Origin of the sequence: Haloimpatiens myeolchijeotgali (genome assembly GCF_042688525.2) — a bacterium.
Taxonomy (GTDB): Bacteria; Bacillota; Clostridia; order Clostridiales; family Clostridiaceae; genus Haloimpatiens.
In genome coordinates, this window is record NZ_JBHWAB010000001.1 from 156,492 (window position 1) to 180,871 (window position 24,380).

At 27.4% G+C, this 24,380-nt stretch carries 22 protein-coding genes; 19 read left to right on the forward strand and 3 right to left on the reverse strand.

All coding sequences use genetic code 11. The features are described from left to right. The first annotated feature begins 82 nt into the window (after positions 1-82). From fabK to ACFIJ5_RS00900, 9 genes are all read left to right on the forward strand, one after another. A complete protein-coding gene (gene fabK, locus ACFIJ5_RS00860; RefSeq protein WP_379802757.1) occupies positions 83-1,021 on the forward strand; it encodes an enoyl-[acyl-carrier-protein] reductase FabK in 939 nt (312 codons plus the stop codon). Positions 1,022-1,076: 55 nt separating this feature from the next. Beyond that, positions 1,077-2,015 carry an ACP S-malonyltransferase gene (gene fabD / locus ACFIJ5_RS00865; RefSeq protein WP_379802759.1) on the forward strand — a complete coding sequence of 313 codons (939 nt, stop codon included), beginning with the start codon at positions 1,077-1,079 and terminating at the stop codon, positions 2,013-2,015. 19 nt (positions 2,016-2,034) lie between these two features. Continuing rightward, entirely contained in the window at positions 2,035-2,775 is a 741-nt protein-coding gene (gene fabG / locus ACFIJ5_RS00870) for a 3-oxoacyl-[acyl-carrier-protein] reductase (protein WP_379802761.1), read from the forward strand. A 40-nt stretch (positions 2,776-2,815) separates the two neighbouring features. Beyond that, on the forward strand, positions 2,816-4,057 hold the full coding sequence (gene fabF, locus ACFIJ5_RS00875; RefSeq protein ID WP_379802762.1) for a beta-ketoacyl-ACP synthase II: 1,242 nt from the start codon (positions 2,816-2,818) through the stop codon (positions 4,055-4,057). Position 4,058: 1 nt separating this feature from the next. Next, positions 4,059-4,541 (forward strand): acetyl-CoA carboxylase biotin carboxyl carrier protein, encoded by a 483-nt coding sequence (gene accB / locus ACFIJ5_RS00880; protein ID WP_379802764.1) that lies wholly within the window; start codon positions 4,059-4,061, stop codon positions 4,539-4,541. Between the two features lie 87 nt (positions 4,542-4,628). Further along, positions 4,629-5,069 (forward strand): 3-hydroxyacyl-ACP dehydratase FabZ, encoded by a 441-nt coding sequence (gene fabZ, locus ACFIJ5_RS00885; protein ID WP_379802765.1) that lies wholly within the window; start codon positions 4,629-4,631, stop codon positions 5,067-5,069. Between the two features lie 70 nt (positions 5,070-5,139). Continuing rightward, complete coding sequence (locus tag ACFIJ5_RS00890) at positions 5,140-6,486, forward strand: acetyl-CoA carboxylase biotin carboxylase subunit (RefSeq protein ID WP_379802767.1); 1,347 nt, start codon at positions 5,140-5,142, stop codon at positions 6,484-6,486. A gap of 15 nt (positions 6,487-6,501) precedes the next feature. Next, entirely contained in the window at positions 6,502-7,362 is an 861-nt protein-coding gene (accD, locus tag ACFIJ5_RS00895) for an acetyl-CoA carboxylase, carboxyltransferase subunit beta (protein ID WP_379802768.1), read from the forward strand. A gap of 27 nt (positions 7,363-7,389) precedes the next feature. After that, positions 7,390-8,193, forward strand: coding sequence for an acetyl-CoA carboxylase carboxyltransferase subunit alpha (locus tag ACFIJ5_RS00900; protein WP_404660928.1), 804 nt, complete (start codon positions 7,390-7,392; stop codon positions 8,191-8,193). Between the two features lie 49 nt (positions 8,194-8,242). Here the strand turns inward: ACFIJ5_RS00900 and hsp18 are convergent, their stop codons facing one another. Beyond that, complete coding sequence (gene hsp18, locus ACFIJ5_RS00905; protein ID WP_379802771.1) at positions 8,243-8,686, reverse strand: heat shock protein Hsp18; 444 nt, start codon at positions 8,684-8,686, stop codon at positions 8,243-8,245. A 386-nt stretch (positions 8,687-9,072) separates the two neighbouring features. Here hsp18 and ACFIJ5_RS00910 point away from each other — a divergent pair, with 386 nt between their 5' ends. The 3 genes from ACFIJ5_RS00910 (at position 9,073) to ACFIJ5_RS00920 (ending at position 11,440) form a co-directional block, all read left to right on the forward strand. Beyond that, positions 9,073-9,609, forward strand: a complete 537-nt coding sequence (locus ACFIJ5_RS00910) for a ribonuclease FAU-1 family protein (protein ID WP_379802773.1) — start codon at positions 9,073-9,075, stop codon at positions 9,607-9,609. Between the two features lie 46 nt (positions 9,610-9,655). After that, positions 9,656-10,321: a Dph6-related ATP pyrophosphatase gene (locus ACFIJ5_RS00915; RefSeq protein ID WP_379802774.1), complete on the forward strand. Its 666-nt coding sequence runs from the start codon at positions 9,656-9,658 to the stop codon at positions 10,319-10,321. Between the two features lie 252 nt (positions 10,322-10,573). Then, entirely contained in the window at positions 10,574-11,440 is an 867-nt protein-coding gene (locus ACFIJ5_RS00920; protein WP_379802776.1) for a 4Fe-4S binding protein, read from the forward strand. Between the two features lie 80 nt (positions 11,441-11,520). On the opposite strand, the gene ACFIJ5_RS00925 is transcribed toward ACFIJ5_RS00920, so the two are convergent. Together ACFIJ5_RS00925 and ACFIJ5_RS00930 are read right to left on the reverse strand one after the other, a co-directional pair. Continuing rightward, complete coding sequence (locus ACFIJ5_RS00925) at positions 11,521-11,664, reverse strand: hypothetical protein (RefSeq protein ID WP_379802778.1); 144 nt, start codon at positions 11,662-11,664, stop codon at positions 11,521-11,523. Positions 11,665-11,730: 66 nt separating this feature from the next. Next, on the reverse strand, positions 11,731-12,003 hold the full coding sequence (locus ACFIJ5_RS00930) for a cysteine-rich small domain-containing protein (RefSeq protein ID WP_379802779.1): 273 nt from the start codon (positions 12,001-12,003) through the stop codon (positions 11,731-11,733). Positions 12,004-12,273: 270 nt separating this feature from the next. Here ACFIJ5_RS00930 and ACFIJ5_RS00935 point away from each other — a divergent pair, with 270 nt between their 5' ends. From ACFIJ5_RS00935 to ACFIJ5_RS00965, 7 genes are all read left to right on the forward strand, one after another. Next, the gene (locus tag ACFIJ5_RS00935; protein ID WP_379802780.1) at positions 12,274-12,639 is read left to right on the forward strand and encodes an ArsR/SmtB family transcription factor; all 366 of its coding nucleotides are present in this window, start codon (positions 12,274-12,276) and stop codon (positions 12,637-12,639) included. A 32-nt stretch (positions 12,640-12,671) separates the two neighbouring features. Next, complete coding sequence (locus ACFIJ5_RS00940) at positions 12,672-15,158, forward strand: heavy metal translocating P-type ATPase (RefSeq protein ID WP_379802782.1); 2,487 nt, start codon at positions 12,672-12,674, stop codon at positions 15,156-15,158. Positions 15,159-15,448: 290 nt separating this feature from the next. Next, on the forward strand, positions 15,449-15,733 hold the full coding sequence (locus ACFIJ5_RS00945) for a hypothetical protein (RefSeq protein WP_379802783.1): 285 nt from the start codon (positions 15,449-15,451) through the stop codon (positions 15,731-15,733). 312 nt (positions 15,734-16,045) lie between these two features. Continuing rightward, positions 16,046-18,709 (forward strand): AAA family ATPase, encoded by a 2,664-nt coding sequence (locus ACFIJ5_RS00950; RefSeq protein ID WP_379802784.1) that lies wholly within the window; start codon positions 16,046-16,048, stop codon positions 18,707-18,709. 65 nt (positions 18,710-18,774) lie between these two features. After that, positions 18,775-21,477 (forward strand): diguanylate cyclase, encoded by a 2,703-nt coding sequence (locus tag ACFIJ5_RS00955; protein WP_379802785.1) that lies wholly within the window; start codon positions 18,775-18,777, stop codon positions 21,475-21,477. Between the two features lie 539 nt (positions 21,478-22,016). Further along, positions 22,017-23,969 (forward strand): OPT family oligopeptide transporter, encoded by a 1,953-nt coding sequence (locus tag ACFIJ5_RS00960; RefSeq protein ID WP_459253866.1) that lies wholly within the window; start codon positions 22,017-22,019, stop codon positions 23,967-23,969. Then, positions 23,962-24,333 carry a PqqD family protein gene (locus ACFIJ5_RS00965; protein WP_379802786.1) on the forward strand — a complete coding sequence of 124 codons (372 nt, stop codon included), beginning with the start codon at positions 23,962-23,964 and terminating at the stop codon, positions 24,331-24,333. Before ACFIJ5_RS00960 ends, ACFIJ5_RS00965 begins: the two co-directional genes overlap by 8 nt. Positions 24,334-24,380: the final 47 nt, after the last annotated feature.

Below are 24,380 nucleotides of genomic sequence, written 5' to 3' on the forward strand. Positions count from 1 at the left end.
TAAGAATATTATATTGAATTTATAGTTTTATTATTAAATTATCAGACAATAAATTATAACAAAATAATTAGAGGTGTTAAATATGTTTAATACAAAATTTTGTGAAATGATAGAAATTAATTATCCAATAATACAAGGGGCTATGGCTTGGATAGCGGATGGAATTTTAGCAGCAGCAGTTTCTAATGCAGGAGGACTTGGAATCATAGCATCAGGAAATGCACCAGTAGAATATGTTAAAGAACAAATAAAAAAAGCAAAAGAACTTACTGATAAACCTTTTGGAGTTAATATAATGCTTTTAAGTGATAATGCAGAAAGTGTAGCTAAACTTGTATGTGAAGAAGGGGTAAAAGTTGTAACAACAGGAGCAGGAAATCCAGGCAAATATATGGATATGTGGAAAAAGCATAATATAAAAGTTATACCTGTAGTAGCGTCTGTTGCATTGGCAAAAAGAATGGAAAGAGCTGGAGCAGATGCCATAATTGCAGAAGGATGTGAAGCAGGAGGACATATAGGAGAGCTTACTACAATGGCATTACTTCCTCAAGTAGTAGATGCTGTAGATATCCCTGTTGTAGGAGCTGGTGGTATTGGAGACGGAAGAGGAGTAGCAGCAGCTTTTATGCTTGGGGCACAAGGAATACAAGTAGGAACTAGATTTTTAGTAGCAAATGAATGTACAATACATGAAAATTATAAAGAAAAAGTATTAAAATCAAAAGATATAGATTCAGTAGTAACTGGAAGAGGTACAGGACATCCTGTAAGAGTACTTAGAAATCAATTATCAAGGAAATATCAAAAATTAGAGAAGGAAAATGCGCCAATAGAGGAACTTGAAAAATTAGGAGCAGGAGCATTAAGAAAGGCTGCGCGTGAAGGCGATATGATAACTGGTTCAGTAATGGCAGGACAAATAGCAGGACTTATAAACAAAAAGCAAAGCTGTAAAGATATAGTAGAAGAAATGTTTAATGAAGCTGAAACTTTAGTAAATAAGTTAGGTAATAAATAATTACTTGATTTTTGAATAAAAATAATATAAAAAGTAGAAATTCAGGAGGCAGCTTATGGGTAAAGTAGCATTTATATTTTCAGGTCAAGGTGCTCAATATGTAGGTATGGGAAAAGAATTAGCTGAAAATATAAAGGTTTGTAAAGAAGTGTTTGATAAAGCAGATGAATCACTGAGATTTAATATAAGTAAAATTTGTTTTGAAGGAAGTAAGGATGAATTAGATAAAACAGAGAATACTCAGCCAGCTATTTTAACAACAAGTATTGCAGCTTTAAAAGCAATAGAAGAAAAAGGAATAAAATGTGATATAGCAGCAGGATTAAGTTTGGGAGAGTATTCAGCTTTAGTTTGCAGTGGTGCTTTAGAATTTACTGAAGCTGTGAAGCTTGTAAAGAAGAGAGGAAAATTCATGCAAGAAGCAGTTCCACAAGGATTAGGAACTATGGCAGCAATAATAGGCTTAGATGCTGAAATTGTACAAGAATGCTGTAAAAAAGCTTCTGAAAAAGGAATTGTAGAGGTTGCTAATTATAATTGCCCGGGACAAATAGTAATAGCAGGAGAAGTAAAAGCTGTAGAGTTTGCAGTAGAACTTTTAAAAGAAAAGAATGCAAGAAAAACAATTTTTCTAGAAGTAAGTGGCCCTTTTCATACATCAATGTTAAAGCAAGCATCGGATAAGTTGTATGAGGAATTACAAGAGGTAAAAATAAGTAAATTGCAAATTCCTGTAGTTACTAATGTTACAGGAGATTATATAAAAAATGAGAGTTCAATAAAAGAAAATTTAAGATTACAAGTAATGAGTTCTGTAATGTGGGAGCATACTATAAATATCATGATAAGAGATGGAGTAGATACATTTATAGAAATAGGACCAGGCAGAGTTTTAAGCGGATTTGTTAAGAAGGTTAATAGAAGATTGAAAGTGTATAACGTTGAGGATATTAAATCTTTAGAAAAAACTATAAATAGTTTAATAGAGCAATAAAACAGAGGAGGAACAATTCGTGTTAAAAGAAAAAGTAGCTATAGTTACAGGGGCGAGTAGAGGAATCGGAAGAGCAATAGCTTTAAAGCTTGCAGAAAAAGGAGCTAATATAGTTGTAAATTATAGAAATAATAAGGAAATGGCTGATGAATTAGTTGCAGAAATAGAAGCAAAAGGAGTAAAAGCATTAGCTATAAAATCAGATATAAGTAAGTTTGAAGATGCAGAAAATATGATAAAGCAAGCTGTAAAAGAATTTGGATCCATAGATATTCTGGTAAATAATGCAGGAATAACTAAGGATACATTAATACTAAGAATGAAAGAAGAAGATTTTGATAGAGTAATAGAAGTAAATTTAAAAGGTGCATTTAATTGTATAAAGCATGCAAGCAAGATAATGATGAAACAAAGATGCGGTAGAATAATAAATATGTCTTCAGTAGTTGGAATTGTAGGAAATGCAGGACAAATAAATTATGCTGCAGCAAAGGCAGGAATAATAGGAATGACAAAATCTGCTGCAAAAGAACTTGCTTCAAGAGGTATTACAGTTAATGCGGTAGCTCCAGGTTTTATAAGGACTGATATGACAGAAGTATTATCAGATAAAGTTAAGGAAGAAGCATTAAAAAGTATACCACTTAAAAGAATGGGAGAAACTTCAGATATTGCAAATGTTGTAGCATTTTTAGCTTCAGAAGAAGGAAGTTATATTACAGGTCAAGTTATAAATGTAGATGGCGGAATGGTAATGTAAAAATAAATATAGTTTAAGTACTAAGTGAGGATGTGAAAAAATGGATAGAAGAGTTGTTATTACTGGAATGGGAGCAATTACTCCAGTAGGTAATGGTGTAAATACATTTTGGAATAATATAAAAAATGGAGTTTGTGGTATAGATTTTATAAAATCTTTTGATGCAAGTAATCAAAAATCAAAAGTTGCAGGAGAAGTAAAAGAATTTGATCCAACACAATATATGGATAAAAGAGATGCTAGAAGAATGGATAGATACTGTCAATTTGGTATAGCAGCAGCTGCTGAAGCTGTTGAAGACGCTAATTTAGATTTAAGTAGTATAAATAAAGAAAGATTTGGTGTATTAGTAGGATCAGGAGTTGGAGGAATTCAAACATTTGAAAAAGAGCATGAAAAATTGTTAAATAAGGGACCTAGAAGAGTTTCTCCTTTTTTAATTCCTATGATGATAGGAAATATGGCAGCAGGAAATATTGCTATAAAATATGGAGCTAAAGGACCATGTACAACAGTAGTTACAGCTTGTGCAACAGGTACAAATGCTATAGGAGACGCTTATAGACTTATTGAACAAGGATATGCAGATATAATGATTGCAGGAGGTTGTGAAGGAGCAATAACTCCTTTAACAGTAGCAGGATTTGCATCACTTACTGCTTTAACTACAAGTGAAGATCCTAAGAGAGCATCAATACCTTTTGATAAAGAAAGAGATGGATTTGTAATAGCAGAAGGAGCGGGTATTGTAATATTAGAATCTTTAGAACATGCCCAAAAAAGAGAAGCTAAAATATATGGAGAAATGAAAGGGTATGGTATGACTTGTGATGCATATCATATAACTTCACCAGCACCAAACGGAGAAGGTGGAGCAAGAGCTATGAAATTAGCTATTGAAGATGCAGGAATAGAAGTAGAAGAAGTTTCTTACATAAATGCTCATGGAACAAGTACTCCATATAATGATAAATTTGAAACACAGGCCATAAAAACAGTTTTAGGTGAATATGCATATAAAATACCTGTAAGTTCTACTAAATCAATGACAGGTCATTTATTAGGTGCAGCAGGAGCTATAGAAGCTATAATTTGTATTAAAGCTCTTGAAGAAGGATTTATTCCACCAACAATAGGTTACAAAGAAAAAGATGAAGAATGTGACTTAGATTATGTTCCTAATGTTGGTAGAGAACAACAAATTACTTATGCATTATCAAATTCTTTAGGTTTTGGTGGACATAATGCAACAATAATATTAAAGAAATGGGATGAAAAGTAATATGGATGATAAAAGCATACTTCAATTAATAAAAGCTGTTAGTGATTCAAAGCTTACCTTTTTTGAATTAAAAACAGATACCATGTATATAAATATGGGAAAAGAAAAGAATGGAGTGCAGAGTAATGCTATTTCTTCAAATAATGAATATGAAAAAAATATTTCAAATACACAAGTAAATAAAGTTAGTAGTGAGAAAATAGATGAGATAGCTAGTGATGAAAATATAAAGATTGAAGATGAAAATGTAGAGATAGTTAAATCACCTATTGTGGGAACTTTTTATAGTTCACCATCACCTGATAAGGGTTCATTTGTTGAAATAGGTTCTAAAGTAAAAAAAGGTGATGCTTTATGTATAATTGAAGCTATGAAGCTTATGAATGAAATTGAATCAGAAGTTAATGGAGAGATTGTAGATATCCTTGTTAAAAACGAAGATATGGTAGAATATGGTCAGCCACTTTTTAAGGTAAAAAAATAATTGTATTAAATAATTCTCAATCCTAATAATTAAAAATTTTTAAGATTGAGGATTGAGATTGATAAATTAATTATGGAGTGTGAAATTATGGAAAATTCCAAATTGAGTCTTAATATAAAACAAATAATGGAAATAATTCCTCATAGATATCCTTTTCTTTTAGTTGATAAAATAGAAGATTTAGAACCAGGAGTAAGAGCTGTAGGGTATAAGAATGTAACAATGAATGAATATTTTTTTCAAGGACATTTTCCAAATGAGCCTGTTATGCCTGGAGTTTTAATAATAGAAGCATTAGCGCAAGTTGGAGCAGTAGCTCTTTTAAGTATGGAAGAATTTAAAGGTAAGACAGGATATTTTGGCGGTATTAATAAAGCAAGATTTAGAAGAAAAGTTGTACCTGGAGATATACTAAAATTGGAAGTCGAAATCATAAAAAGAAGAGGTCCTATGGGAATAGGTAAGGCTGTTGCTACTGTAAATGGGGAAAAAGCTGCAGAAGGTGAACTTACTTTTGCTATAGGGTAATATTCACAATTAAAAGACAAGAATGTATTAATTAAAATCAAAAACTTAATTAAGTTAGAAGGAGATAATAATGTTTAACAAAATACTAATTGCTAATAGAGGAGAAATTGCAGTTAGAATAATAAGAGCCTGCAGAGAGATAGGAATACAGACAGTAGCAGTGTATTCAGAAGTGGATAAAGATGCATTACATGTGCAGATGGCAGATGAAGCCATATGTATAGGTCCAGCAAAATCTAGGGATAGTTATTTAAATATGAAAAATATTATAAGTGCAACTGTACTTACAGGAGCACAAGCAATACATCCCGGATTTGGGTTTTTATCTGAAAATAGTAAATTTGCACGTATGTGTGAAGAATGTAATATTGTATTTATAGGTCCTGATGCAGAAGTAATTGATAATATGGGTAACAAATCAAAAGCAAAAGAAATGATGAAGAAATCAGGAGTTCCAGTTATACCTGGGTCTGAAGGTGCTGTGTATGATGAAGAAGAGGCATTGAAGATTGCTATAAATATAGGATTTCCTGTTATGATTAAAGCTTCTGCTGGAGGCGGTGGAAGAGGAATAAGAGTAGTAAAAAAAAGAGATGAATTTTTAAATGCATTTAGAAATGCAAAACAGGAAGCAAAAGTAGCTTTTGCAGATGATAGTATGTATATTGAGAAATTTATAGAAAAACCAAGACATATAGAATTTCAAATTTTAGCTGATAATTTTGGAAATGTAGTACACTTAGGTGAAAGAGATTGTTCTTTGCAAAGAAGAAATCAAAAAGTTTTAGAAGAAGCACCATCACCAATTTTAGATAAAAATTTAAGAAGCAAAATGGGAGAGGCAGCTATAAGAGCAGCTAAGGCATCAAATTATAAAAATGCAGGAACTGTAGAATTTTTATTAGATAAAAATGAAAACTTTTATTTTATGGAAATGAATACAAGAATACAGGTAGAACATCCTGTAACAGAGATGATAACAGGGATAGATCTTATTAAAATGCAAATTAAAATTGCCAGTGATCAAACTTTGAATTTAAGACAGGAAGATATAAAAATACAAGGACATTCTATTGAATGTAGAATAAACGCAGAAAATCCAAGTAAAGGATTTATTCCTTCTCCAGGGAAAATAGAATATTTATATGTCCCAGGGGGAATGGGTATAAGACTTGATAGTGCTGCTTATCAAGGATATACTATTCCACCAACTTATGATTCAATGATAGGTAAACTTGTAGTTTATGGAGAAGATAGAAACAAAGCTATTAGCAGAATGAGAAGAGCTTTGAGTGAGTTTATCATTGAAGGTATAGATACCAATATAGAATTTCAGTTTGATATATTGAATGATGAGAAATTTATAAATGCAGATTACGATACTAGATTTATAGAAAATGAATTTTTAAGTAAGTAAGGTAGGTGGATACCTATGTTTAAATTTAATAAATTAATAAAGAAAACTAATTATATACAATTAAATAAAAATAATACAGTAGAAGGAAATAATAAGCCTAATATACCTGGTGGTATGTGGATAAAATGTAGTGGATGTGGAAGTATATTATACAAAAAAGATGTAGAAGAAAATTTAAAAGTATGTCCTAATTGTAATTATTATTTTAGATTAAGTGCAAGACAAAGAATAAAGTTGATTGTTGATGAAGGCACGTTTATAGAATTTGACAAAGATATGCAAAGTAAAAATATTCTTAATTTTGAACAATATGATGAAAAATTAAAGAATCAGAAAGAAAAATCCAAACAAAATGAGGCTGTAATTACTGGGATGTGTAGAGTTAATGGTTATAAGACAGTTATAGCAATTATGGATAGTAATTTTATGATGGGTAGTATGGGATCAGTAGTAGGAGAAAAAATAACTAGAGCAATAGAAAAAGCTACAGAAGAAAAATTGCCAATCATAATTTTTACCACTTCAGGTGGAGCTAGAATGCAAGAAGGAATGTTTTCACTTATGCAGATGGCTAAAACTAGTGCTGCTATTGCAAGACATAATGAAAAAGGCCTTTTATATATAACTGTACTCACAGATCCAACTACAGGAGGAGTTACAGCAAGTTTTGCAATGTTGGGAGATATAATTCTTGCAGAACCAAATGCACTTATAGGTTTTGCAGGAAAGAGAGTTATTGAACAAACGATAAAACAAAGTCTTCCATTAGGATTTCAAAGAGCAGAATTTTTATTAGAAAAAGGCTTTATAGATAAAATTGTAGAAAGAAACAAAATCAAAAGTGTATTAGGAGAAATCTTAAGAATACACAGGTAGAAATGAAATATGAATGAGGTGGAAACAATGACTAATCCAACACCCTGGGAAAAATTGAAAATAGCAAGAATGGTTGAAAGACCTACTGCACTTGATTATATAGAAAAAATATTTCATTCTTTCATAGAATTTCACGGAGATAGATGTTTTGGAGATGATCCATGCATAGTAGGTGGAATTGCAGAACTAGGTAATATTCCAGTTACTATAATTGCTCAACAAAAAGGTAGAAATACTAAAGAAAATATAAAGAGAAATTTTGGAATGCCTAATCCAGAAGGATACAGAAAAGCGCTAAGGCTTATGAAACAAGCAGAAAAATTTAAAAGGCCAGTTATATGTTTTGTAGATACGCCAGGTGCATTCTGTGGTGTTGGTGCTGAAGAAAGAGGACAAGGAGAAGCTATAGCAAGAAATCTTTTAGAAATGTCTAATTTAAGAACACCAATTATATCTATAGTAATAGGTGAAGGCGGTAGCGGTGGAGCACTTGCAATAGCTGTAGCTGATCAAGTATGGATGCTTGAGAATTCCATATATTCCATTTTATCGCCAGAAGGATTAGCAAGTATTTTATGGAAAGATGCAAGTAGAGCAAAAGAAGCGGCTGATATTATGAAAATAACAGCTCAAGATTTAAAAGAATTTGAAATAATAGATAAAATTATAGAAGAGCCAGAGGGCGGAGCTCACAATGATGTGGATAAAGTAGCTATTAATATAAAGGAAAACTTAAAAAAAGTTATAGGTAAATTAATATCTATGCCAATTGATGAGACAGTAGAAAATAGATATATGAAATTTAGAAAAATAGGAAAATATGTAGAATAAAGATTAAAATTTTAAAGAGAGGATCACTATATATGCTCCTCTCTTTAATTTAGTGAATTTCAATTTTTTTTATTTTATTTTGATCTTTTTCTAACTTAGGAAGAGTAATTTTTAAAACACCATTATTGAATGCGGCATAAATTTTAGTTTCATCTATATTATCCATATAGAATGTCCTTTTAAATTGACCATAATGAATTTCTCTTCTTACAAAGTGTTCATCTTTATCTTCAATAGTATCATTCTTTTTAGCTACTATAGTCAAATAGTTATTATTATAATCAATAGAAATAGAATCTCTATTAATACCAGGTAAAGCAGCTTCTAATATATAGTTATCATCTGTTTCTTTCACATCTACTCTAAATGTATTACTTACAAATTTCATTGGAGTAAAAAAGTCATGATCAAAGAAGCTGTCGATGAAATTATTAAAGTAATCACCTTCGTTCATTACATTATTATTTTTTGAGAAAGGAACTAAATTAAACATTTGAACAACCTCCTTAAATATTTATTATTTTTAATATACTTATATGATAGTACAAAGGTCAAAGAAAGTCAAAGTCTAAAAAAATCAATATTTTTGAAAAAATAGATTAAATACAAAGAAAGTAGAAGTTATTTTATAATAGTTAAAATTATTAGTAAAATATTGTAATATATAGAATGAGACGAAAAATGTATATAATTAGGAATTTATAATTGTAAACTTTAATATTTTAAAGTTCACTATATCTAAGATACATAAGGAAAATTATATGTACAATTTTAACTTTGATATGGTTTATATATTCAGTTAGTTAATGGTATAATAAAAACATATTGAATAAATAAAAAACACATTAAATATCGATAATCTTTAAAAGGAGAAATTATATGAAAAGAAAGTTTGCAGACAAAGCTAATTGGAGAAGAGTATCGAAAAGAAAATTTAAATTAACATATATAAAAAATGAAGAATTTAATGGATATATTTCTGCTATATATATTGAAAAAATTGAAGAACCTCTTATTAAAACAGTTAATGGCAAAAGATTATGTTTAGCTGATGAAGGATATATTTGGATGCAGCAATTTCCTGCAGATTGTAATTATGCTTTAACAACAATGTTTAATGAAAAAAGAGAAGTTATTCAATGGTATTTTGATATCTGTAAAGGTAATAAAGTAAATAGAAAAGGAATGCCTTATTTTGATGATTTATATTTAGATATAGTAGTATTACCTACTTCAGAAGTAGTTGTGGTTGATAAAGATGAACTTTATGAGGCGCTTCAAAAAGGTGATATAACGAGACAAGAATATGATTTAGCTTGGAATGAGACTAAAAATTTAGTTAAGCAAATAAAGGAGAAGAGTAATACTTTATTAAAGTCTAGTTATAAATATTTAGATCATATATTAAAAATATAATTAATTAAGAATATTAATATAGGTTATTTTGAAAGAGGGGTTAATTTTGAAAATTAAAGATCAGTCATTTGTTTGTTCTTGGAGTGGAGGAAAGGATTCGTGTCTTTCACTATATAGAGCCATAAAACAGGGAGGTAAGCCTAAGTATTTACTTACTATGCTTACAGAAAATGGTGATAGATCTAGGTCACATGGACTTAAAATAGAACTAATAAAAAGACAATCTAAAGCTTTAGGAATTCCTATTTTATTTGGACAAGCATCTTGGAAGGATTATGAACAAGTATTTATTGAAAATTTAAAGGCATTAAAAAGTAAAGGATGTACTTTAGGTGTTTTTGGAGATATAGATATAGATGATCATAAAAAGTGGGAAGAAGATTCTTGTAATAGTGCTAACATTAGTGCATATCTACCATTATGGCAGGAACCAAGAAAGAAATTAGTAGAAGAATTTATAGATAGTGGATTTAAAGCGATTATTGTAACAATTAAAGAAGGTGCATTAGATAAAAAATTTCTTGGAAGAACTCTTAATCATGATTTAATAAGGGAAATGGAGGATTTAGGTGTAGATCCCTGTGGTGAAAGTGGAGAGTTTCATACAGTAGTTATTGATGGACCTATTTTTGAATTACCAGTTAAAGTGCATATAAAAGGATGTATTTATCATGAGGGGTATTGGTTTTTAGATATGAATATTAATGATTAAAAATAAATTACAATATGTTAGATATGTTACCTGTCCTATAAAATATAATTATATATGTATAAGAATTAATAATTTCACTTTATAATCTTTTATTGGTACAATTTATCTAAAAGTAAAACTATAAAACACAATTAATTATATTTTTGCTTAGTTAATAATTCAATTTTGGCAGATGAAAATAGTCGCTGTAGGAAATGGTATTTTTTTTACTGTGAAAGTTGGGTTAATTATTATGGATAGGGGATGTTAAGCATGGATAAAGAAAGAATTAAACAATTAAAATTACAAGGTTTTTTAAATCAGAAAAATAAAGACTACTTTTCTGTTAGAGTTGTAACTAATTCAGGAAATGTAAATGGGAATAAAATGAATAAATTAGTAAATATTGCAAATGAATATGGTAGAGGATATATGGGATTTACAAGTCGTATGTGTATAGAAATACCTTGGATACATAAAGATGATGTAGATAAAGTAAAAGAAGAACTAATTAAAGATGGAATAAGAACAGGTGGAACGGGTAAAAAATTAAGACCAATAGTTGCATGTAAAGGTACAGTCTGTCAACATGGAAACATTGATACACAAAAAATTGGTGATGAAATAGATAGAGAATTTTATGGTAGACAGTTTACTCCTCATAAGTTTAAATTAGGAATAGCAGGCTGTCCTAACAATTGTATTAAAGCTCAACTAAATGATCTTGGAATAATGGGACAAAGACTTTCAAAATACAATGAAGAAAAATGTGTTGGTTGTGGACTTTGTGTTAAAGCTTGTAAAGTAAATGCTATTACTAAAGTAGGAAATAAAGTAGTTGTTAATCGAGAAGAATGTACGAATTGTGGTAAGTGTATTGATGCCTGTAAATTAGGTGCTATGGAATTAGAAAAACAAGGTGCAGCAATATTTATAGGAGGAAGATTCGGTAAAAAATATAGAATAGGCGATAGATTAGATGGAATTTATGATGTTAAAGATATAAATAAAATTGTTGGTATAGTTATGGATTATTTTGAACAACATGGTGAATGTGGAGAAAGATTTGCAGTTATGATGGAAAGAATAGGAGTAGACAAAGTTAAGTGTGATATAATGGAAAAAATACAAAATTTATAGAGGTTTACTTTAAAAAAGTTAGCTACTGCAATATATATTATTGTAGTAGCTTTATTTTTATGCAATATATGTCTTTATTCTTATCTTTTTAAATTTTTTCTAGAAGGTTCTAAGTCCCGTTCTTTAAAACCGCTAGAGGAAGTTTCACTATCACGATGAGCTTTAAAAGCATTTTCAATATTGTCATATACTTTCTTATTAACTTTATTTGTTTTTTTACTCATAAAAATACCTCCAAATACCTTTAATATTTTTAGTATTAATTAAATAGGAGGTTTTAATTCATTTTTTTATTTTTTAGTTCTATTTTTAGAAGCAAGCTTCATTACATCACCCATCTTAGACATTATATAGTCATATCCTTTTTCTGAGTGAGGAATTAGACAGTTTGTACAATCTTTTATACCTTTTTCGTTATATATAAAATTTCCTCCGCATTTATCGCCTAAACCATAAAGAGGGCAAAAGCAAAATAAGCAATTGAAATTACTTTTATCTTTAACTTTATGACAAGGGAAATACTCACATTTGCTATGTTGAAAAAACTTATAATTTTCACTCATATTAACAACTCCTTAACAAAGTAATAAATTAGAAAAAATGAATACAATTACATATAAAATTATAACATTAAATTTAGCATAGTTATATCAGATTATTAAAATAATATATTTAAATAATAGTATTGAAAAAATAAAAAAGATATGATATGATTGTTTTAACATATGAACAATTGTACATATGTTAAAATGTTTTGATTGAAAAGTTTAATATATATACACCAATTTTGAATATATTTAATGTTTATGTGTATGAAGGGAGAATGGTTAGTAATGGATAAAAAGCAAAAAAATATTGATGTTTGTAGTTCTTGTATTATACATGAAGAGATAGTTGATAAAGTTAAAGATAAGTTACCTGATGAAGAATTATTGTTTGATTTAGCCGATTTTTTTAAAATATTTGGAGATTCAACAAGGATAAAGATATTGTATGCACTATCAATATCCTCAATGTGTGTATGTGATATATCAAATTTATTAGGAATGAGCCAATCAGCTATATCACATCAGCTTAAAACACTTAGACAAAGTAAATTAGTTAAATATAAAAGAGAAGGCAAAGTAGTATATTACTCCTTAGATGATGATCATATAAAGAGCGTTTTAAGTCAAGGATTTGAACATGTAACAGAATAAGCTTTTATTTTGTAAAGATTGGAGGGGGAACTATGAAAAAGCCAATTAATAAGGCAGATGAAAAGATGATAAGTGATTTAGGGGATAGATGTTATTATGAAAATGATAATGAACAAGGGTATAGTAGTTGTTGTACAGAACATCATGATCATGGTAGTTGCTGTTCAGAAGAACATAATCATGAACAAAAATCACATCAACATTGTAATTGTAAATCAAATAGTATTAAGACTATAAGTAATTTAAATGATGAATGTTGTTGTACAGAAGATTATGACCATGATAATTGTTGTTCAGAAGAAGATAAGCATAATCACGATCATGAAAGTTGTTGTTTAGAAGAACATAATCATGAAGAAAAATTACATCAACATCATAATAGTATTAAGGTAGAACAAAATAGTGGGAAAAGTAAAATATTTGTACTAAAAGGATTAGCTTGTGCAGGATGTGCAGTGAAAATAGAAAGTAAAGTTAATGGATTAGAAGAAGTAGAAGAGGCAGTATTGAATTTTACTACATCAACTTTGATAGTTAATGTTAAAAATAAAAAATTTTATGATGCAATAGAACAAAAAGTAAAAGCAATAGTAACATCTCTTGAACCAGATGTAGTTGTTTATGAAAAAAATAGTGCAAAATCAAAAGAACAAAATACAAGCAAAGATGAAAATAAATTGTCTAAGCTTAATACTATTAGATTAATAATAGGAACTTCTATATTTGCTTTTGTTTTAATGTTTAAATTAGATTTTTATATTGAATTAGTTATGTACCTTACAAGTTATGCATTAATAGGTGGAGATATTGTATTAAAAGCAATAAAAAACATAGGCAGAGGACAAGTTTTTGATGAAAACTTTCTAATGGTTATAGCTACATTAGGAGCTTTTGCAATAGGAGAATTTCCAGAAGCAGTAGCTGTTATGCTATTTTTCAAAATAGGAGAGGCATTCCAAGATAAAGCAGTTAATAAATCTAGAAAGTCTATTGCAGATTTAATGGACATACGTCCTGAAACAGCTAATTTAAAAATTGGAGAAGTAATAAAACAGGTATCACCAGAAGAAGTACAAGTAGGTGATTTGATAGTAGTTAAACCTGGTGAAAAAATACCATTGGATGGCATGGTTATAGAAGGAGAATCTATGATAGATACATCTGCTTTAACAGGAGAATCTATTCCTAGAAAAGCAAGTAAGGGAAATGAAGTTTTAAGTGGATTTATAAATAAAAATGGAGTTTTGACACTAAAAGTAACTAAAAGTTTTTCTCAGTCTGCTGTATCAAAAATATTAGATTTAGTAGAAAATGCAGGTTCTAAAAAAGCACGTACAGAACAATTTATAACAAAGTTTGCTAGATATTATACACCTGTTGTAGTAGGTTTAGCTGTGCTTTTAGCAGTAGTTCCTCCATTAGTTACTCAAAGTACTGATTTTTCTGATTGGATAAAAAGAGCATTAATTTTCTTAGTAGTTTCTTGCCCTTGTGCTTTAGTAGTCTCAGTTCCTTTAGGTTTCTTTGGAGGAATAGGTACAGCTTCTAAGAATGGTATTCTAGTTAAGGGAGGAAATTATTTAGAAGCATTAAATGATATTAATACTATTGTATTTGATAAGACAGGAACATTAACTAAAGGGGTATTCGAGGTTGTAGATATAAAGACATTTAATAATATTACAGAGGAGAAGTTACTTGAATATGCTGCTTATGCTGAAGTTTATTCAAATCATCCAATTGGCAATTCAATAACAAAAGCCTATGGTAAAGATATAGATAAAGCAATTATAAAAGACTATAAAGAAAAATCTGGTTATGGAATTAAAGTTTTAATAAATAATCAAGAAGTATTAGTAGGAAATGTTAAATTAATGAATCAACATAATATATCTTTTGAGCAAGTTAATACAATAGGAACTATAGTTTATGTGGCTGTAGATAATGAGTTTTTGGGGTATATTATTATTGCAGATGAAGTAAAAGAAGATTCAGTTTTAGCTATTAAGAATATTAAAAATTTAGGAATGAAAACTATAATGCTTACTGGAGATAATAAAATTATAGGAGAAACTGTTGGTAACAATTTAAATATTGATAAGGTATATGCTGAATTATTACCTCAAGATAAGGTCGAAATGTTTGAAAATATACAAAATTCAAATACACGTAGTAAAAAAATAGCTTTTGTAGGGGACGGAGTTAATGATGCTCCTGTACTTACTAGAGCAGATATTGGAATAGCTATGGGAGGTTTAGGTTCAGATGCAGCAATAGAAGCAGCGGATGTAGTTTTAATGACGGATGAAGTATCTAAATTAAGTACAGCTATAAATATTGCTAAATATACTAGAAAAATTGTAATTCAAAATATAATTTTTGCTTTAGTAATAAAAATAGTAGTATTAGCTATGGGAGCTTTAGGTGTGGCTACAATGTGGGAGGCTGTTTTTGCTGATGTTGGAGTAACATTGATTGCAGTCTTAAATACTATGAGAATAATGAAATTTAAAGTATAGTAATTGTTTTATAAAGGAACTGTCTCAAAATGCATTTTAAATTTTGAGACAGTTTTTTTATGCAGTATGTAACTTTGTTTTTTAAAAATGGAATATTTAATAATTTTAATAAATATAAATATATTAGATATGAGGAGTTAGAAAAGGGACAAGTGATTAATATTATAAGAAACAAATTAATATATTGACTATCGAACATTAGTTCGATAAAATATTAATATAGCATATAATATAAGAAAGTTTTATGTTTTGCATAATTTTGTTAATTAGTATAATATGGGGGTATTGATATGGAAAATAATACTTATTTTATTAAGATATCATATGAAAGAAAAAATGAAAGTACTGACTTAAAACACTGCGATGCAAAAATAAATTATTCAAATAAATTAAATAAAGAAAGAGTGAAATCTAATAAATATTTAATTGGTGGAGGAATATATAACAAAAATAGTGGATGTTTTATTTTTAAAGCTAAAGATTCACAAGAAGCCAAACAAATAGCAAATAATAATTCATTTATAAAACATAAAGGTTATGAATACAAAAGATTATCAGTTACCATGTTTACATAATAAAAAGCATATATTGCTTTGTTGCAATATATGCTTTTAAATTTACTATTAAACTTATTGTGCAGGAACATATTTATATTCATTCAGGATTAATAGAGTAAAATGCTTTTAGTTATTTAGGAAGAATAAAACTTGGAATGGTTAATATAACATATTCTAAGTTACGGATGAGTTATAAAAATACAGTTATGAAAGTTGTTTATTAAATGCACTCAAAATAATGAAAAATTTTTCCAAAAATATGTTAATATATTCTGAATTTTGTGATATATTTAGAGTATAAACTTATTAAGTATTAGGGAAGTGTTGTGCATGGATATAATCAATGATAGATATAGAATTATAAAATTTATAAAACAAAATAGAGTGAGCATGTCTTATATTGTACAGGATTTAAGAAGGCAATATGGAGTTATGCAGCTAAATATTATTAATAGTGAGCGTATACCTAATTCCTTAATTAATTATTACATGAAAGAATTCATAACATTAACTAATATAGAGAGTTCAAAAATAAATAAAGTGTATGAGTTTGGAGTTATCAATTTAGTAGACAAGAAAAAATTCAATGATACTAAGTATTACTATACAAATGAGTATTTAGAACATAAATATGATTTAAAATATTTAATTAAAGAGTTAAAAGGAGAGAAAGAAGTTTTAGACCTGTTTGTGGAAGTTTGCAAAAGTGTTAATTATCTTCATCTAAAGGGATTTGCTTATGGAGGTGTAAACTTAAACAATATTTGGTTTAATAAAAATAATCATCAATTTAACATAAAACTAAAAGATATTGCTACAGTTAAGCTTGAAAGATATAATCAATGGACAAAAGAAGATAATAATTCATTACCTAAATATTTTATGTCAAATAAACAAGAAAAAACATCTATGATGTATGATATATATTCCTTAGGTATGTTATTATTTACAATCTGTATGGAAAATTATGAAAAAAATACAAATTTTAATCAAATTTTATTATCAAAAGTTGACATTCCATTAAAAATAAAAGCTGATTTTCCTCAAACATTTGGAAAAAAGATAAGTGAAATAATAATAAAATGTACTGAATCAAATATAGAAAATGGATACAAAAATATTTATGAAATAATAAAAGATATAAATTATAAATTTAATAAAAATTATGAAAGTCAAGACATAGAAGAAATAAATAAAATTAATTTTAATTTAAAATTAATAGGAAGAGAGCAAGAAGTAAATAAAGTTCTTGAAGAATATGATTCTATTTTAGAGAATTCATATGAAGATAAAATCGTTTTAATACATGGAGAATCTGGTATAGGGAAAACAAAATTATTAAAAACTATTAAAGATTTACTAACATATAAAAAAGCTAATGTTTATTTTAATTTTTCATCAAACAATAAATCAAATCAACTGTTTAAGGAAATATTTAAACAAATTATTCGGCAATGTGATAGGTATCTCTTAGATAAATATGAAAAAGAAATAGTAAATATTATCCGAGAAGTATCTTTAAATAAAGAAATAAACACTTGTAATCAGAGATACTCTGATAATGAAAAACTAAAAACATTAAATAGAGTTCAAAGATTTATGAATGAGCTTACAAAATACCAGCCTATAGTATTAATAATAGATGATATATATTTAGCTGATGAATTATCTATTGAACTTTTAGAGTATCTGTGTAATAGAGAAGTTGTTAATAAAAGTATTTTATTAATTTTGTCATATAGTGAAGGAAAACATGTATTAAATAAGAGAATACTACAACTCATAGAAAATATAAAATTTAGAGAAAATGTATTAAATTTAAGTATAAAGGGACTAACGGAAGAACAAACAGGTATTATGATACAAAATATTTTAAGTATGAGGAAGAGTCCTAAAAATTTTTCTAATAAAATTTATTGTAAAAGTTATGGTAATCCATTATTTATAGAAGAGATAATAAAAGATTTTTTTTCAAAGAGAATAATATATGTAGATAAAAATACTGCCTGTTGGTGTACAGATTATAATTATAATGACTTTCCAATACCTACAGATATAAATCAATTACTTTTAAATCAGATAGATGAAATCAATGATTTTGACCATGAGATATTGTCTACAATTGCTACTTTTATAAATCCAATATCAATTGAAACTATAAGTTATATAAATGTATGTTGTAAAGATAAGATAGATAAACATATTCATAGTATGTTGGATAGGGGATTATTATGTAAAAAAATTGGTGATCGAGGATTTGTATATGATTTTTATAATAAATTATTGAAAGATATGATATATGAAGATATGGATAAAAATAAAAAAAAGGAAAAACATAAGTTAGCAGCTAATTTTTTAGAAAAACAATTTAATAATGGATATGAAGAATATATAGAAGAATTAATATATCATTTGGAAAAATCAGAACAAAATAATAAAGTTATTGATTATTGTTTAGAAAATTCTTCCAGAATGAAAAAATTGCATAATAATATAGAAGCTATTAAAAATCTAAAAAAAGCAATAGAAAGTATAAAATATAACTGTGGATTTAAATATAAGGAAATTGATTTACTAATTGATATAGGAAATTTATATAAGGAACTAGGAGATTTTAAAGAAGCACTATATTATTTTAAAGAAGCAGAAAGTAAGGCTGAGAAATTAAATCAATATCAGTTACAAATAAGCTGTTTGAATAATATAGCATCAATTTATTTTGATAAGAATAATATTGATAAAACTAAAAACTATTTAAAACAAATCTCATTAATTATAGATAAAAATAAAAATATAGAACAGTATTTTAAATTTAAGATTTTAAAGGCAAGAATGTATAATATAGAGAAAAGATATAATGAAGCTTATGAAATATGCTTAAAATGTATAGATATGTGTGAAGAAGGTTATGAAAAATATAAAGCAATTTTTTATAATATAGTATCAAATATTTATATAGCAACTTCTCAAAAGAGAAAGCAGAATATATTTTAAATAAGAGTATAAATATTTGCAATGACATAAAGTACTATAAGGGATTAGTTATTGCATTGAATAATATGGGAGTAATATATTCAGATTATGCTGAGGATAGGGATAAAGCATTAGAATATTATAAACAGGTAAATGAAATATGTAAAAAGTATAATAATATGATAGTTAGTGAAGTAGTAGCATTAACTAATATAGGAGAGACATATTTTTATCATCAAGATTACCAATTATCATTAAAATATTTTGAAGAAACTAAGGAAAAAGCTAAAAAAGGTGATTTTGAAGCGAGTGTATTTTATGCATATACATTTTTGTGTAGAATTCATTTGAGATTAGGAAATTATAGAAGTGCCTATGAGTATTATCAATTATGTAATATAGAGTTAGATGGTTATCCACTCCATGGAAGAGAAATTGGAGAATATTATATGGCATGTGCAGAATTAAATTTAGAGTTTGCAAATTTGCAAGAGGCACACAAGTTTGCATATAAAGCTTTTAAATCATATGAAAAGGAAGAGTCAGTTTTAAAATTAAATAGTGAATTTTTATTAAATTATATAAAATTAGTAAATGATTTTGATGATAATTTTTCTAAATATATAGGTAAGATAAATAAAATTATTGATAATATAAGTTATGTAGGTAATAAAGTAAGATTATTATATAAATTATCTAGATTTTTATATTATAAAGGATATTTAGAGCAAGGCAAAAAAATATTAGATAAGATAGATAACTTATTTAATAATGAGTATAAATCAAATTATATAAAAATTAATATCATGTATTTAAAAGCTCTATATAATGAAGATAATAAAATACAAGCTTTAAATGAAGTATTAGAATTAGTAAAAAGATCTTGTAATTATAGATTAGAAGGGGAAATTTATGCAGAAATAGGACAATGTTATTTTAATAATAAAGAATATGTTTATTCTTTTATTTATTATTTTGAATGTTGTCAAAGATTAGTAAACTTAATAGAACAACTTCCAGGAAAATGTGTATTTAATGTTATTAATATTTATAATATAAGAGATCCTTTTAGAAGGTTAAATATGTTAAAACAACATTATTGTAAAAGTAAATTTGTTGAAGTTATAGATGAAGACATAATAAATAGATATAAGTTTAAATATGATAATGTAGAAGATATTAAAAATATTGTTAATTGCAGAAATGTTTTTGAAAATAAATATTTTATGCGAGAAATTAGAAAGCTTCAAGGAATACTTTCACATAATAAAATAAATGATATAAGAAAACTTTTAAATAATTTAACTTCAGATAATATAGAAAATCTTCAATTAATATTACAATATTTACTTCATTTAACTATGGGAACAGAAGGTTATATTATAACTAAACAAAATAATGAATATACATGTATCGTATCTATTAATAAGGATAGACAAATTAGTAATGAAGATTTTAAAATTATTGATAAGGTAAATGATACAAAACAACCTTTATTAATTTCAAATTTGTATTCATATGAAAATATTCAATATTTTAATAAAAATATAAGGGGCTGCATTTGTGTACCAATCGTAATTAAAAAATCACTTGAAAAAGATTATATAACGGACAGAAGAACTAAAAATTCTTATGGAAATAGTAGATTGATAGGATATTTATATATAAAGACAGAACGAGCTTTGAACAATTTTACAGAAAAAAGTTTAAAGAAATGTATGCAATTAAATGGATTAATAGGTATTATTATTGAAAAATATAAGCTTAAAATAATAGCTTCATTTGATAAATTAACAGGAACTCTAACAAGGAAGTATTTAGAAGAAGCAATAGAAGAAAATATAGATTTAGCAAGTGAAAATGAAGAAAGTTTTTCAATGATTATGTTCGATTTGGATCATTTTAAGAAAGTGAATGATAGATTTGGACATCAAACAGGTGATGAGGTTTTAAAACAAGTATGCGAAGTTATAAGGGAGAATATTAGAAGTACAGATACATGTGGTAGATATGGTGGTGAAGAATTTATAATAATTTTAAAAAATACTAATATAAAATACGCTGCTAAAATAGCAGAAAAACTAAGAATAAAAGTTGAAAATGCCAAAATATTAGGAGATAAAGCAGATGTTACAATAAGTATGGGGATAATTTCTTATCCAGAACATGGACAATGGAAACAGCAATTAATTGAGAAGATAGATCAGGCGTTATATATGGCAAAAGAAAGTGGAAGAAATCAATGTAAAGTGTGGAATAAGGACTTTTCAAATAAAGTAAAAAGTACAGATAAATTAACAGGAATAATTACAGAAAATGAAGTTCAAAATAATAGGAATGTACTAGTAATGGTTGAATTACTTGAGCTTGTAAATCAAAATATCAGTTTTGAACAAAAGATATATAAAATATTAGGTAGAATTATAGAAATTACTGAAGCTCAGTATGGAATTTTATTTAAAATTAAAGATGATTTAATTGAAAAAACTTTTTCGAGGAAAAATTTTAATGAAGATTGGATTACAATGCCAATATATGATGAAAATATAATTAAATCAGTAATCAATAAAAAACAAGGTGTATATATGATTGATTGGGATAACATAATAAAAAAGGATTCATTAATAAAAACTCCTGATTGGCATTCCATAATTGTAGTTCCTATGATTAAAAAAGGAAAAATAAATGCTATATTATATCTTTCGGTATCTGTTAAAATGAAGGAATTTACTTTTAAAGAATTTAATTTTGTGAATACATTAAGTAAGATAATAACTATGATTCTATAAGTTTAAAATAACTCCTAAGTACCTAACTTTTAAATATTGATTTATCAACATTTAATGTTAGAACTTAGGAGTTTGTGTTTTTTGCAATATTCAAGTTTTGAAAGAATTGCTTATATTAAAATTCATATAAGTATCAAAAATCTATGGTAAAAAATGTAAAATGAGTATTGATGAAAAAAATATGAATAATATTATGCATTTTTAAAAAAATATGAATCATTGTTAAGAAAATATCTAATATTAAAAAATAATAAGAACTAAGTAAAAGAAGATGTAATATATATAAAAACAATGTAAAAACATTACTTCAATTACATTAAATGGTCACAAAAAATGAAATTTAAATAAAAAAATAATTCAAAATGCCAAAAATTTTTAAGATAATTTAATATTATTAAAATTGAATATATAATTTATTGACAATACAATTGCATAATTCTATAATAATAACTGTAAAACATTTCATAAAAAATTTAATAATTAAAGTTTTAATGCAATAATTTGGTATAACTATTCTTATGAAAATGGGGGGAGCATAAGTGGAAAAAACAAAAAACGTACCAAAAAGTGGAGAAAGTAAAAGAAAAACATTATCACAAGGTGCATATGAAATGATACCTGGAAGTGATTACAAACCGTATGTTTCGGCTGATATTACTATGCCAGAACTAACAGTTACAGCGGTTATTTTAGGTATTATTTTAGCAGTTGTATTTGGAGCTGCTAATGCTTATTTAGGGTTAAAACTTGGACAAACAGTTGGAGCATCAGTACCCTGTGCAGTTACTTCAATGGCTATTTTAAGAGGAATATTAAAAAAAGGAACTATTTTGGAAAATAACATGGTTCAGACAATTGGTTCAGCAGGTGAATCTGTAGCAGCAGGTGTAATTTTTACAATACCAGCTCTTATAGTATGGGGAATGAAAGTAAGTGTATTTGAAGTTGGTATAATGGCACTTGTAGGAGGTACTCTTGGTATATTAATACTTATACCTCTTAGAAGATATTTTGTTTCTGATCAACATGGACATTTGCCTTTCCCAGATGGAACAGCCTGTGCTGAGGTATTGGTTGCAGGAGAATCTGGTGGTAAATCAGCTAAAATGTTATTCATTGGTGGAGGATTATCAGGTTTATATACATTATGTGTTAATGGTTTCAAGCTTTGGGAAGGAAGTGTTGGAACATTAATAAAAGGATTTAAAGGTGCTTTTATAGGTATGGAAGCAACACCAGCACTTTTAGGTGTAGGATACGTAATGGGACCTAAAATTGCTGCAATTATGTTTGGTGGTGCAGCACTTGGATGGTTGGTAATAATACCGATAATTAAATACTTTGGAGCAGGACTTACAGCTGCAGTTTATCCAGCAACTGTTCCAATAGCTCAACTTAGTGTTCAAGAAGTTTGGAGTTTTTATTTAAGATATATAGGTGCAGGTGCAGTTGTTTTTGGTGGTATATGGAGTTTCTTAAAAGTTATCCCTGTAATGTTTAAGAGTTTTAAAATGGGATTTGAGCAATTATCAAAAGGTAACAATGGAGAGAGTACAATAAGAACAGATACAGACTTAAATATGGGTATTGTACTTATAATGATAGCAGTTATATTTGTATTTATGGCATTCGTACCACCATTGAAGTTAGGATTTGTTAGAGCTTTATTAGTTCTTATTTTCTCAACTTTATTTGTACCAGTAGCAGCAAAAATGGTTGGTTTAACTTCTAATAATCCAGTTTCAGGTATGACTATTGCTACATTACTTGTTACATCTTTAATTTTAAAAGGAATGGGAACATCAGGAGAAAAAGGAATGCTTGCTGCTCTTGCAGTTGGTGTTATAGTTTGTATAGCAGTTGGAATTACAGGAGATACTTCTCAAGATTTAAAAACAGGTTTCTTAGTAGGTGCAACTCCTAGAAAACAACAAATTGGTGAACTTATTGGAGTAGTTGCATCAGCAATGGTAATAGGACTTGTTATCAATCTATTAAATACGGCTTATGGAATAGGTTCAAAGGATTTACCAGCACCACAAGCAACATTAATGTCATTAGTTGTTAAAGGTGTTTTTACAGGAAATTTACCATGGATATTATTATTTATAGGTATGGCAATTGGTGCAGTTGTTGAACTTTTAGGAATACCTGTATTACCATTTGCAATAGGATTATATTTACCTATATCATTATCAACAGCTCCAATACTTGGAGGATTTGTAAGAGGTATATTAGAAAAGAGGAAAAAAGGAAAAGAGTTAGCGTTAAGAAGAGAATCGGGTATACTTATTGCATCTGGGTTTGTTGCAGGAGATTCATTAATGGGAGTACTTCTTGCTGTGGTTGCATATAAAGGAATTGATATGGGATTTGGAGCAAATATCGCATTTCTTCATAATCCAGTAGTATCATTGATACCATATATGTTCTTACTAGCAGTATTATTCTATTATTCTAATATAAGAAGACCGGAGGAATTAGATGAGTAAAAATAAGTTTTTAAAAAATACTCATGAAAATTTATTAGAATATGTACCAGTAAAAAGTAATCCATATATACATGCTAAGGAAGATGATGATTCTAATATAACTCTTGTTATAAAAAGAGAGAGTAAATTAGACAAATTCTTATTAAAAATATTTAGAAAAGCACATAGAGAATTATATGTTCATCTTGATGATATAGGTTCATATGCTTGGAAGAATATTGATGGTAAGAAAACAGTGTATGAACTAGCTGAAGATTTTAGGAAAGATTATAATGTACCTGAGATAGAAGCGATGAACAGGATGGGGAAATTTATAAAAATTTTAAAAAATAATAAGTTTATACAAGTTAAAAAATTTTGTTAATGATATAACAATACCCTCTACATAAAATGTAGAGGGTATTGTTTTAG

Excerpts from the sequence above, each read along its gene's own strand:
- ACFIJ5_RS00900 (WP_404660928.1), top strand. The coding sequence starts at position 7,390 with ATGACTAATCCAACACCCTGGGAAAAATTGAAAATAGCAAGAATGGTT.
- ACFIJ5_RS00935 (WP_379802780.1), top strand. The coding sequence starts at position 12,274 with ATGGATAAAAAGCAAAAAAATATTGATGTTTGTAGTTCTTGTATTATA.
- ACFIJ5_RS00920 (WP_379802776.1), top strand. The coding sequence starts at position 10,574 with ATGGATAAAGAAAGAATTAAACAATTAAAATTACAAGGTTTTTTAAAT.
- ACFIJ5_RS00930 (WP_379802779.1), bottom strand. The coding sequence starts at position 12,003 with ATGAGTGAAAATTATAAGTTTTTTCAACATAGCAAATGTGAGTATTTC.
- ACFIJ5_RS00945 (WP_379802783.1), top strand. The coding sequence starts at position 15,449 with ATGGAAAATAATACTTATTTTATTAAGATATCATATGAAAGAAAAAAT.
- accB (WP_379802764.1), top strand. The coding sequence starts at position 4,059 with ATGGATGATAAAAGCATACTTCAATTAATAAAAGCTGTTAGTGATTCA.
- ACFIJ5_RS00965 (WP_379802786.1), top strand. The coding sequence starts at position 23,962 with ATGAGTAAAAATAAGTTTTTAAAAAATACTCATGAAAATTTATTAGAA.
- ACFIJ5_RS00955 (WP_379802785.1), top strand. The coding sequence starts at position 18,775 with ATGGGAGTAATATATTCAGATTATGCTGAGGATAGGGATAAAGCATTA.
- accD (WP_379802768.1), top strand. The coding sequence starts at position 6,502 with ATGTTTAAATTTAATAAATTAATAAAGAAAACTAATTATATACAATTA.
- ACFIJ5_RS00940 (WP_379802782.1), top strand. The coding sequence starts at position 12,672 with ATGAAAAAGCCAATTAATAAGGCAGATGAAAAGATGATAAGTGATTTA.
- ACFIJ5_RS00910 (WP_379802773.1), top strand. The coding sequence starts at position 9,073 with ATGAAAAGAAAGTTTGCAGACAAAGCTAATTGGAGAAGAGTATCGAAA.
- fabK (WP_379802757.1), top strand. The coding sequence starts at position 83 with ATGTTTAATACAAAATTTTGTGAAATGATAGAAATTAATTATCCAATA.
- ACFIJ5_RS00950 (WP_379802784.1), top strand. The coding sequence starts at position 16,046 with ATGGATATAATCAATGATAGATATAGAATTATAAAATTTATAAAACAA.
- fabF (WP_379802762.1), top strand. The coding sequence starts at position 2,816 with ATGGATAGAAGAGTTGTTATTACTGGAATGGGAGCAATTACTCCAGTA.
- fabD (WP_379802759.1), top strand. The coding sequence starts at position 1,077 with ATGGGTAAAGTAGCATTTATATTTTCAGGTCAAGGTGCTCAATATGTA.
- hsp18 (WP_379802771.1), bottom strand. The coding sequence starts at position 8,686 with ATGTTTAATTTAGTTCCTTTCTCAAAAAATAATAATGTAATGAACGAA.
- fabZ (WP_379802765.1), top strand. The coding sequence starts at position 4,629 with ATGGAAAATTCCAAATTGAGTCTTAATATAAAACAAATAATGGAAATA.
- ACFIJ5_RS00890 (WP_379802767.1), top strand. The coding sequence starts at position 5,140 with ATGTTTAACAAAATACTAATTGCTAATAGAGGAGAAATTGCAGTTAGA.
- ACFIJ5_RS00925 (WP_379802778.1), bottom strand. The coding sequence starts at position 11,664 with ATGAGTAAAAAAACAAATAAAGTTAATAAGAAAGTATATGACAATATT.